Source organism: Streptomyces sp. PT12, assembly GCF_003311645.1.
GTDB lineage: Bacteria > Actinomycetota > Actinomycetes > Streptomycetales > Streptomycetaceae > Streptomyces.
On sequence record NZ_QEST01000267.1, the window covers coordinates 1 to 800 of the forward strand.

The 800-nt window shown below is 68.6% G+C and carries 1 protein-coding gene; it reads left to right on the forward strand.

Annotation, left to right across the window (positions count from 1 at the left end):
* Window positions 1–762: IS21-like element helper ATPase IstB (istB, locus tag DEH69_RS28320; protein WP_113689846.1), on the forward strand; the 762-nt coding region annotated here is incomplete at its 5' end.
* Between the last annotated feature and the right edge of the window lie 38 nt (window positions 763–800).

Consider the following 800-nt stretch of genomic DNA (forward strand, 5'->3'; position numbering starts at 1 on the left):
GTCGGCTCCGAACTGATCTACCTGACCAAGGCGTTGAAGGCCCCGGCCCTACGGGACGCGGCCGCCCGGCTCGCCGAGCGGGCCCGCGATGAGGGCTGGAGCCACGAGGAGTACCTGGCCGCCTGCCTGCAGCGGGAGGTCGCCGCCCGCGACTCCCACGGCGCCGAGGGACGTATCCGAGCGGCTCGTTTCCCCTCCCGAAAGTCGCTGGAGGACTTCGACTTCGACCACCAGCGGTCCGTGAAACGCGAGGTCATCGCCCATCTGGGAACGCTGGACTTCGTCGCCGGAAAGGAGAACGTAATCTTCCTGGGGCCGCCCGGCACCGGCAAGACCCACCTCGCCACCGGGCTCGGCATCCGGGCCTGCCAGGCCGGCCACCGGGTCGCCTTCGGCACCGCTGCCCAGTGGGTCACCCGCCTCGCCGAAACCCACCAGGCAGGACGCCTGGGCGACGAGTTGACCCGACTGGGCCGGATCCCGCTGATCATCGTGGACGACGTGGGCTACATCCCCTTCGAACCCGAAGCCGCGAACCTGTTCTCCCAGTTCATCTCCGGCCGCTACGAAGGCGCCTCCGTGATCGTGACCAGTAACAAGCCCTTCGGCCGCTGGGGCGAGGTCTTCGGCGACGACACCGTCGCCGCCGCCATGATCGACCGCCTCGTCCACCACGCGGAGGTCATCTCGATGAAGGGCGACAGCTACCGCATGCGCGGCCGCGACCTCGGACGGGTTCCCACAGCCAACACCGGGGAATGACCAACATCAACTAACGCAGCGGGGTCACCTTTCACCCG